At 72.8% G+C, this 9622-nt stretch carries 12 protein-coding genes; all 12 read right to left on the reverse strand.

The features are described 5' to 3' along the window. Positions 1-3: 3 nt before the first annotated feature. Positions 4-282 (reverse strand): flagellar biosynthetic protein FliQ, encoded by a 279-nt coding sequence (locus F1544_RS15165; protein WP_167586833.1) that lies wholly within the window; start codon positions 280-282, stop codon positions 4-6. Positions 283-407: 125 nt separating this feature from the next. Continuing rightward, entirely contained in the window at positions 408-1364 is a 957-nt protein-coding gene (gene fliP / locus F1544_RS15170; protein ID WP_167586835.1) for a flagellar type III secretion system pore protein FliP, read from the reverse strand. Continuing rightward, entirely contained in the window at positions 1361-1867 is a 507-nt protein-coding gene (gene fliO, locus F1544_RS15175) for a flagellar biosynthetic protein FliO (protein ID WP_167586837.1), read from the reverse strand. The genes fliP and fliO overlap by 4 nt, the downstream gene beginning before the upstream one ends. After that, positions 1867-2610, reverse strand: coding sequence for a flagellar motor switch protein FliN (gene fliN, locus F1544_RS15180; protein WP_167586839.1), 744 nt, complete (start codon positions 2608-2610; stop codon positions 1867-1869). Before fliN ends, fliO begins: the two co-directional genes overlap by 1 nt. After that, a complete protein-coding gene (locus F1544_RS26480; protein ID WP_167586841.1) occupies positions 2607-3551 on the reverse strand; it encodes a flagellar motor switch protein FliM in 945 nt (314 codons plus the stop codon). Before F1544_RS26480 ends, fliN begins: the two co-directional genes overlap by 4 nt. 145 nt (positions 3552-3696) lie before the next feature. Beyond that, the gene (locus F1544_RS15190; protein WP_167586843.1) at positions 3697-4233 is read right to left on the reverse strand and encodes a flagellar basal body-associated FliL family protein; all 537 of its coding nucleotides are present in this window, start codon (positions 4231-4233) and stop codon (positions 3697-3699) included. A gap of 13 nt (positions 4234-4246) precedes the next feature. Further along, entirely contained in the window at positions 4247-5314 is a 1068-nt protein-coding gene (locus F1544_RS15195; RefSeq protein WP_167586845.1) for a flagellar motor protein MotB, read from the reverse strand. Next, positions 5314-6087 (reverse strand): motility protein A, encoded by a 774-nt coding sequence (locus tag F1544_RS15200; RefSeq protein WP_167586847.1) that lies wholly within the window; start codon positions 6085-6087, stop codon positions 5314-5316. The genes F1544_RS15195 and F1544_RS15200 overlap by 1 nt, the downstream gene beginning before the upstream one ends. Before the next feature lie 4 nt (positions 6088-6091). Then, positions 6092-6418, reverse strand: a complete 327-nt coding sequence (locus F1544_RS15205; RefSeq protein WP_167586849.1) for a flagellar FlbD family protein — start codon at positions 6416-6418, stop codon at positions 6092-6094. A gap of 263 nt (positions 6419-6681) precedes the next feature. Further along, positions 6682-7962 (reverse strand): flagellar hook protein FlgE, encoded by a 1281-nt coding sequence (locus tag F1544_RS15210; RefSeq protein ID WP_208971944.1) that lies wholly within the window; start codon positions 7960-7962, stop codon positions 6682-6684. Positions 7963-8100: 138 nt separating this feature from the next. Further along, positions 8101-8658: a flagellar hook capping FlgD N-terminal domain-containing protein gene (locus tag F1544_RS15215; RefSeq protein WP_167586853.1), complete on the reverse strand. Its 558-nt coding sequence runs from the start codon at positions 8656-8658 to the stop codon at positions 8101-8103. A 121-nt stretch (positions 8659-8779) separates the two neighbouring features. Further along, on the reverse strand, positions 8780-9622 hold an 843-nt coding region (locus F1544_RS15220; RefSeq protein WP_208971945.1), incomplete at its 5' end, for a flagellar hook-length control protein FliK.

A 9622-nucleotide genomic window follows, 5' to 3' on the forward strand; every position in this document is an offset into this window, starting at 1 on the left:
GGCTCAGCCGCCGTGGCTGAGGAAGGACGGGATCTGCCCGTACAGCGCGGTCGTGAAGGCCGTCATCTCGTGCAGCATCCAGCGGCCGCACAGCACGATCGCGGTGCCCACGGCCACGGCCTTGGGCACGAAGGAGATCGTCTGCTCCTGCAGCTGGGTCACGGACTGGAACAGCGAGATGGCGAACCCGACGAACAGCGCCGTCAGCAGCATCGGGGCGGACAGCTTGGCAGCGAGGACGAGAGCGGTCATCCCGAGGTGGATGACGGTCACGTCGGTCATCGCGGTGCCTTCCGTTGGAGGGTGCGTGCGGGAACTGCATCGGCCGTCCGGGTGACGTCCTTGAACGGGCCTCGCGGCGCGGCCCGGGGGCAGGTGGCGGCGCGGCGCCGGGCGGTGCGGCGCGCTCAGCCCGCGTAGCTGGAGACGAGCGCCTTCACGATGAGGCCCCACCCGTCGACCATGACGAACAGCAGCAGCTTGAAGGGCAGCGACACCGTGACCGGCGGCAGCATCATCATGCCGAGCGACATCAGCGCGGAGGACACGACGATGTCGATGACCAGGAAGGGGATGAAGATGACGAAGCCGATGATGAAGGCGGACCGCAGCTCCGAGAGCGCGAACGCCGGGACGAGCGTCGTCAGCGGCACCTCGGCCCGGTTCTTCGGCAGGTCGCGCTTGGCGGCCTGCGTCATGAGGGCGAGCTCCTCGCCGCGGGTCTGCTTGAGCATGAACGCCTTCAGCGGCACGGAGCCGGACTCGAAGGCGGCCGTCGCGGTCTTCTCGCCCTTGAGGTAGGGCTGCACGGCGGTGTCGTTGATGGTGCTGAACGTCGGCGCCATGACGAACATCGTCAGGAACAGGGCGAGCCCGGCGAGGACCTGGTTGGGCGGGGTCCCCGTGAGGCCCAGGGCGTTGCGGGTCAGGCCCAGGACGATGAGGATCTTGGTGAAGCTCGTCGTGAGCAGCAGCAGCGACGGGGCGATGGACAGCACCGTCATCGCGACGATGATGACGATCGACTGGCTGGGCTTGCCGTTCGCGCCGTTCACCCCGTTGACGCCGATGGTGACCTGCCCCTCGGCGGGGGCGGCCGGCGCCGTGGGCGCGGCGGGGCCCGTGGGGGCCACGGGCGCGGTCGCCGCGGAGAACACCGCGGGCAGCTGCAGCGGCGCGCTCGCGGGGGCCGCGAGGTGCAGGGCGGCGGCGGGGACGGCGGCGGGAGCGGTGGCGGGGGCGGCGGCCGAGGAGGCGCCGGCCCCGGCGACGAGGAGGCCACCGGCGAGCAGGGTCCCGGCGGCCAGGCCGCGCCAGGCGCGGCCCCGTCCGGGGGCCGGGGTGGGCCGCACTCGTGCGGTCATCGGCGGGTCGTCCTCTCGCGCAGCACGTCGACGGCCTTGGTCCAGGTGGCCGGCGAGAGCGCCGAGCCGGTGAGCGCACCCGCGGCCGCGTCGTGCTCGGCGGGGGTGGTGGGGTCCTGCTCCGCGAGGTGCGCGCCGAAGGCGTCCGGGCTCGCGAGGAGCTCCTCGACGGTCGGGACGGACGCGGTGGAGCCCCCCTGCCGGGGGATCTCGACGACGCTGCGGGTCTCCGCGGGCGCCGGGGTGACCGAGGCCAGCGGGACCTCCGAGAGCAGGGTGACCTGGTGCTCGGTGACGCCCACGACGATGGCGCGCTCGCCGACCCGGACGACCGCGACCCCGGCCTTGTGGCTGATGGCCTGGCGCGAGAGCACGGCGATGTCGCTGCCGGCCGCCGCGGCCGCGCCCTTGGAGCGGCGCAGCCAGCGGGCGATCAGCCACAGCAGCCCGAGGACCGCGACGAGCGAGACCGACATGCGCCCCAGGGCGGCGAGGGCGTCCATCAGGAGTGGACCTCGGTGCCCGGGGTGACGATCTCGGTGACGCGGATCGCGTAGTCCTCGTCGACGACGACGACCTCGCCCCGGGCGATCAGCTGGCCGTTGACCAGGATGTCGGCGGGGCTGCCGGCCGCGCGGTCGAGCTCGACGACCGAGCCGGGCTGCAGGGACAGCAGGTCCTGCACGGTCATGCTCGTGCGGCCCAGCTCCACGGTGACGTCCATCTGCACGTCGCGCAGCAGGTCCATGGTGCGGCGGGGGCCGGCCGCGGTCGCGGTGGCGGTCGCCACCGGCTGCGGCGCAGGCGCTTCGCCGGAGGCGCTGATCCCGATGAGCGCGACGACCTCGCCGTCGGAGGACACGACCGCGACCGCACCGGCGGGACCGAGCGCGGCCAGGGCCTCGGCGGGGCTGCCCTCGACCGCCGCCTCGAGCGTGCACGGCCCGAGCGTGGCGACGGCGGTCTCCAGCGCGGGGCGCACGGCGTCGACCGGGTCGAGCGCGCCCTCGGGGCTGGACAGCAGCGCGTCGGTGGCGGCCTCGCCGATGATGACGACGACCGTGCCCGAGGCGGCGCCCGCGAAGCGCGCCGAGACGCCGGTGCCCTCCTCGCCGAGGTCGGGGGCGTCGCCCACGGCCAGGACGGCGGTGATGGTGCCCGGGGTCGGCAGGGGCAGGACGGACAGCGCCGCCTCGGCGGCCTGGCTGACGAACGCCTGGGCGTCGGTGTGGGTGGCGGTGCTCATGCGGACTCCTCGGGGGTGGGGACGACCAGGCAGGCGAGCCGCGGGCCGCGGCTGCCGGCGACGGCGGTGGCGATGCGAGCGCCGGAGGCGACGATGTCGAGGGGGACCTCGGAGCGGTGCGGCAGCCGCAGGACGTCGCCGGGTGAGAGCGCGAGGATCTCGTCGGGCCGCAGGCGGGCCGGCGCGAAGCGCACGGAGACGTCGATCGGGATGTGCTCGAGGTGGTCGTCGAGCCGGTCGCGCATGAGCCGGCGGGTGCGCAGCTCCTCCGGGCTCGCCACCCGCAGCTCGGCGGCGGTCAGGGCCGTCGACAGCGGGTCCAGCGGCATGGCGAGGGTGGCGCGGCCGGCCACTCCCCCGAGGACCATCTCGAAGGTCGCCACGATCATGACGTCGGTGGCCGAGCCGGCCTGCGCGAACTGCGGGTTCTGCTCCAGGCTCGTGAGGCTGGGGTGCAGGTCGACGACGGAGGTCAGCGAGAACGCGAGCTCGGTGAGCGTGCGCTCGATCAGCTGACGGCCCAGGACGGCCTCGATCTCGGTGAGGGCGCGGGTCGGCTGCTGCCCACCCCCGTTGCCGCCGAGCATGCGGTCGACCCAGCTGAGCAGGGCGGGCGTGTCCAGGTGCAGGATCCCGGCCCCCACGAGCGGCTGCGGGTCGAAGACCGCCATGACGCTGGGGGTGGGCAGCGACGCCACGTACTCGTCGTAGCTGAACTGCTGGATGCCCTCGAGCTCGACCTGCACCGTGGTGCGCAGCGTGGAGCTCAGCAGGGTCGCCCACTGCCGGCAGAAGGTCTCGTAGGTGATCTCGAGGACCCGGGCGTGCTGGCGCGACAGCTTGGTGGGCCGCCGGAAGTCGTACGGGACGGGAACACCGCGCCGACGCGAGCGTCGCCCTGTGCTCGTCCGCCCGGGGGCGGTGGAGGTCTCGGTTGCCACGCTGACCTATCGGCACGCAGGGGGTTCACCCTTTAGCGCTAGGCCGGACGAGTGACGGGAGCGGCCGGCGACGCTGCCGGCCCGCTCCCCCGCCGTCCGGCCGGAAGCACCGTCCCGGGGCTGCGCCGCCCCCGGGACGGTGCGCTCACTGCGTGACGAACTGGGTGAAGTAGATGCCCATGATGACCTTGTGGGGGTGCTCGCCCTCCTTGGCGGGCTCCTCCTCGTAGGCGGTGATGATCTTCTCCTGGAGCTCGTCCTTGTAGTGCTGGCGCTGCTCGGCGTTGGACAGCTCCGCCGTGGACAGGCCGCTGAACTCGGCGATGGCCAGGTCCAGGGCCTTGCTGCCGTCGGGGCCGCCCCCGCCCTCGTGGCCGCCCCCGGTGGACAGCGTGGCCTGCAGCGCGAGGCCCAGCTTCAGGTAGTGCCCGTCGGCGAGGTTGACGGTGATCGGGTCCAGCGCCGTGACGTCGCCCGCCACCAGCACCTCCTCGACCGGCTTCTCCGCCGCGGCCGCCGGCTTCATCATCATGTAGGTCCCGGCCCCGCCGCCGCCGAGCAGCAGCACGGCACCGAGGCCGACGACGATGAGCTTCTTCTTCTTCCCGCCGGCCGGCGCGTCGGCGGCCGTGCCACCGTCGCCCCCGGGTCCGGGGGTCTTGCCGCCGCTCTTGCCTGCCATCTTGCGCTCCATCTCAGTGGCCTTCCGGTGTGGTGTCCGCGTGCTCGGCGACGGCCTGCTCCGCGGTGTTCTCGGTGGTGCTGACCTGGGCGACCTCGACGGGCCCCGCGAGGCCCGGGTCGACGACCGGGGCCGCCGGGGCCTCCGCCGGCGCGGGGTCCGCGGCCGGGGGCTGCACCTCGTCGGGACCCGTGGTGGGCGTGCCGGCCGCGACCTGCGGCAGGAGCGCCTTGACGGCCTCCGACGACGGCGAGGCGACCACCAGGTCCACGCGGCGGTTGCCGGCGAGGGCCCGGGGGTCGGAGTCCGGGTACAGCGGCCTCGCCGAGCCGAAGCCCGTCGAGGACAACCGCTGGTCGGAGACCCCGTTCGCCGCGATGAAGCGGGTCAGCACGCTGTTCGCCCGCGACGAGGACAGGTCCCAGTTGTCGCGGAAGCGCACGGTGCTGCTCAGGGGCAGGGAGTTCGTGTGGCCCTGCACGGCGATGTCGTTGGGCAGCGCGGCGAGCGTCGGCCCGATGACGTCCAGGACCTGCAGGCCCACGGGCTGGATGTCCGCGCTGCCGTTGGCGAAGAACACGTTGTCGGCGACCAGGCCGATGACGAGCCCCTCCGAGGTGATCCGGTAGGTCACCTGGTTCTCCTTGCCCTGCGCCGTCAGGGCGTTGTCCAGCTCCTCCTCGACGTCGCGGTACTGCGCGACCTCGGCCTGGGCGGCGTCCAGGTCGGACTGGTTCGCCTTCTTCTGCGCCTGGTCCAGCACCTGCTGCACCGACATCTCCTGCATCGGGTCGCCGCCGGCCAGCGGCATCAGGTCGATGGGGTCCTCGCCGTTGTCGACCTGGTTGATGCCGTCGTTGCCGGGCAGCACCAGGTTCGACGCCGAGGCGCCGTCGGTGAGCCCGGCCTTGAACTGGGCGAACTTGACCGCGTCGACCTGGCTGAGCGCGAAGAGGACGATGAACAGGGCCACGAGGACCGTGAGCATGTCCGCGTAGGACACCAGCCACCGCTCGTGGTTGACGTGCTCCTCGTGCTCCTCGTGCTTCGCACGGCGCTTGCCGTGCCCGCCTCCGGACATCAGGCGGCCTTCTTGTCGGGCACCGCGGTGCCCGGCGGCAGGAGGCTCTCCAGCTTCTTGGCGACCGAGCGGGGGTTGGAACCGGCCTGGATGGCGAGGATGCCCTCGACGACCAGCTCCATCTGGGCGACCTCGAGGCCGGACAGGCGGGCCAGCCGGCTCTGGATCGGCAGGAAGAAGACGTTGGCGCTGGCCACGCCCCAGAAGGTGGCGACGAAGGCCGCGGCGATCATCGGGCCGAGGGCCGAGACGTCGTCGAGGTTGGCCAGCACGACGGTCAGGGAGATGACGGTGCCGCAGATGCCGACGGTGGGGGCGTAGGCGCCCATGTCGCCCCAGGCCTTGCCGCCCTGCTTGTCGAACGCCTTCTTGGCCGAGATCTTGGCGGTGAGGATCTCGTAGAGCTCGTCGGGGTCGGTGCCGTCGATGGCCGTCTGCAGACCGTCGCGCAGGAAGTCGTCGTCGACGGCCTTGATGGCGTCCTCGAGCGCCAGCAGGCCCTCGCGGCGGGCCCGCTCGGCCATCGAGACGATGACGCCGACGGTCTCGGCGGCGTTCTTCGGCTTGCCGAGGAACGCGGTCTTCAGGGAGCCGATGAGGTTGGTGCCGTCCTTCAGGACGCCGCCCATGAGGGTGACGCCGAGGGTGCCGACGAAGACCAGGACCAGGGGGCCCGGCAGGAGGATGTCGCTGGGCGAGCCGCCCTCGTGGTTCTGCGCCCACAGGATGGCCGCCGCGGCCATGACCAGGCCGACGATGGTTGCGATGTCCATGGGGTCAGGTCCTCCTGCGGTGCAGCGGCACCGGCGCGGGCAGCGTGCCCCCGGTGTCGTCGTGGTCGTCGTCGTGCGAGGTATCGGCACGCGTGTGCGGCAGCTCGAGCACTTCCGCGGAGGTGCCCCGCTCCTCCAGCGCGTGCGCGGTGGCGACGACGCGGGCCCGGAACGTCATGATGCGGTCGATGATGTCCGCGAGGGGCTCCGTGATGACGAACTTGACGCCGTCGACCAGCGTCACGACCGTGTCGGGCGTGGCGTCGACGCGCTGGATGAGGTCGGGGTTCAGGGCGAACACCGACCCGTTGAGCCGGGTCACGAGGATCACGAGGGGTCCATCCTTGGAGGGTGGTGGCGGGGCCCGTCCATGGGCCGGGGTTCACCGGTCAATCGGCGGTGGGAGCAGCGAGCTGAGCGGACACCTTGCGTCCGAGCGGGTGAACTGCTAGTGGCGCAGCGTGAGTGCGCCGGCAGCGGACGACCCGGTCCGGGGAGGGCCGCACGACGAACGCCCCCCGGGACCGCGCACCACGCGGCCCCGGGGGGCGTCCAGTCCTGCCCGGCCGCCGGCTCAGCCGGCGGCCGTCACGCTCAGCGCTTGATGTTGATGACGTCCTGGAGGATCTCGTCCGAGGCGGTGATGATCTTGGAGTTCGCCTGGAAGCCGCGCTGGGCGAGGATCAGGTTGGTGAACTCCGTCGACAGGTCGACGTTGGACATCTCCAGCTGCCCGGCCCCGAGGGTGCCGCGGCCGGCCGCACCCGGGATGCCGACGTTCGGCGTGCCGGAGTTGACCGAGACGTTGAACAGCGAGCCGCCGGCCTTCTGCAGCCCGGCGTAGTTGTTGAACGTCGCGACCGCCACCTGGCCCAGGTTGCGCTTGAGGCCGTTGGAGTAGCTGCCGGACAGGATGCCGTCCGCGCCGAAGGTGAAGGACTCCAGCGTGCCGATCGCGGCACCGTCCGCCGTGGCGCTGAGGTTGGACTTGCCGTTGCCGACCAGGCCGGTCAGGGACGTCAGGTCCACGACGGTCGCCTGACCGTTGGAGAGGGCGACCGGGTTGGGGGCCGCCGAGACGTCGATCGCGTAGTTCGCGGCCGGGTCGAAGGAGATCGTGCCGCCGTCCGCGGTCTGCGTCGCCCCGGCCGCGTCGACCCAGCTGTAGCCCACGGTCCACTCGTCCGTCGCGGCGGACTTCGCCTCCGCGGCGCTCGCGGTCGACCCCGGTCCAGTGTTGATGAAGGACACCGTGATCCGGGTCCGGGTGCCCTGGGCGTCGTAGCTGTCGAAGGCCGTGGTGACGGCCGGGGTCTTCCACGTGCCGGTGAGGTCCTTGACCGGGTCCGCGGAGTTGTCCAGGTTGCCCTTGACGAACGACGCGGCCGTCGGCTCCGCCGGCATGACGCTGTCGGCCGGGATGCGCAGCTGCCCGGTGGGCTGGTTGACGTTGATCGTGCCGCCGTTGTCCGCCTGCCAGCCCTGGACGTAGGCGCCCTCGGGGGTCGTGAGGTAGCCGTCCTTGTCGAGCGAGAAGGCCCCGGCGCGCGTGTACATGGTGTTCTCGCCCTGCTTGACGACGAACATCCCGTCGCCGTTCAGCATGAGGTCGGTGGCCTTGCCCGTGCTCTGCGCGGAGCCCTGCTGGAAGTTCTGGGCGATCGTGTTGACCCGCACGCCGAGGCCGACCTGCGACGGGTTGGTGCCGCCGTTGTCGTTCTGCGGGGCGCCGGCCGCCTTGGTCAGCTGGCTCAGGGTGTCCGCGAAGACCACGGTCGAGCTCTTGTAGCCGGTGGTGTTGACGTTGGCGATGTTGTTGCCGACGACGTCCATCATCGTCTGGTGGGAGCGGAGACCGCTCACACCCGAGAACATGGAACGGAGCATGTGTCGTTGCCTTTCGGACGGCTGGCCTGGATCGTGCCGGGGGTCGTGCGTGGAGGGGCAGTGCGGTCGGGCTGCGCAGCGGGTGCTGCGGTTGGTGCTGACCTGCAGGGGTTCAGGTGCAGGGGATCAGGGGGTCGCGCCGGCGGTGCCGGTCGCGGGGCCGGTCGCGGTGGCGCTCGCGGTGTGGCCCGCGGGGACGTCGATGCTGGAGATCTTCGACAGCAGGACGTCCTTGCCGTCGACCTTGAGCACGGGCTCGCCGCCCGTGCCGCCGGCCGAGGTGGCCGTGAAGGAGGCCGAGGACACCACGCCGGTGACGGTCTTCCCGTCACCGCCCGGGTAGCTCACCGTCTGGCCCACGAGGGTGCTGGCCTGCAGCTTGAGCTGGGCCGCGAGCATCGACGTGTTGTTGGTGCTCATCTCCTCGAGCGTCTCCAGCGTGGAGAACTGGGCGGTCTGGGCGATGAACTGCGAGGAGTCCACGGGCTTGGACGGGTCCTGGTAGCGCAGCTGCGCCACGAGGAGCTTCATGAAGGTGTCCTTGTTCTCCTTCGTGGTGCCCGACGCCTTGGCGCTCGTCGTCACGTCGTTCCTCAGCTTCGACAGGGCACCGGCGGTCGCCGCGTTGGACGACGCCAGGAGGGAGTCGAAGGCCGAGGCGCCGCTGGCCGCATCGATGGTCATGCGCACTCCTTCGGTCGTTCGGGGGACGAGCTGTAGGCCGATCGGTGGTTTCGGGGCTCCAGGGCTGAAGGACCCGGGTGCACGGGCTCAGACCCGGGCCCCGTCGGATCCGGAGGTCGCGTCAGATCCGGAGGTCGAGCCGGCCCGCGGCGGCGGCCACCGCCGCCCGGCGGGCGGAGCGCTGCTCGTCCGCGGCGAAGAGGTGACGCCGCTCGCCGCCGCCCTCTCCCCCGCCGCCGTGCCCGCGGCGGCCCTGGTCGCCGCCGGACGCGCTCCCGGCCTGAGCGTCGGCGCCCTGGCGCTGCTGCTGCGCGCCGGTGTCGGAGCGCAGGTCGGAGCGGACGTCGGCGGTCGCCTGGGTGAAGCTCGTCGTGGCCAGCTCGCGCAGCAGTTCCGGCAGCGCGGTGCGCAGGGCGTGCCGCGCGGCGTCGGAGGTGCCCGCCAGCTGCACGTGCAGGGCGCCGTCCTTGACCTCGGCGCTCACCTGCACGGGGCCGAGGCCCTCGGGGTTCACCTCCACCGACATCCGGTGCAGACCGTCGGTGTGCTGCGGGAGCACGTCGAGGCGGCCGGCGAGGCCGTGCGCGAAGGCGGCGGGGTTCGTCAGCGGCAGCGGGGCGGGCGGCGTCGAGGCCCCGCTCCCGGCGACCGGGCTCGAGCCCACGGGGGTCGCCACGGGGACCGGCACGGCCGTGACCGCTCCGGAGGGTGTGGTGGCCGTCGTCTCGGCCGGCACGTCGAGCGCAGCGACGGTGGCGGCCGCGGCGGTGGTCGCCGGCGCCGAGGTGACGGCGGACGGGAGCACCACCGGCGGGAGGACCGGCACCGGGGCGACGGCCGTCGGGACGGTCCGGGCCGGGGCAGGCGGCGGTGTCGCACCGGGGCCTGCGTCGACGGCGGGGGCCGCGGCCGCGGCGGGTCCGGTCCCGGGCGGCAGGGGCGCGCGGCCCGACGGCCCGTCGCC

The organism is Kineococcus rubinsiae (assembly GCF_011839805.1).
Taxonomy (GTDB): Bacteria; Actinomycetota; Actinomycetes; order Actinomycetales; family Kineococcaceae; genus Kineococcus; species Kineococcus rubinsiae.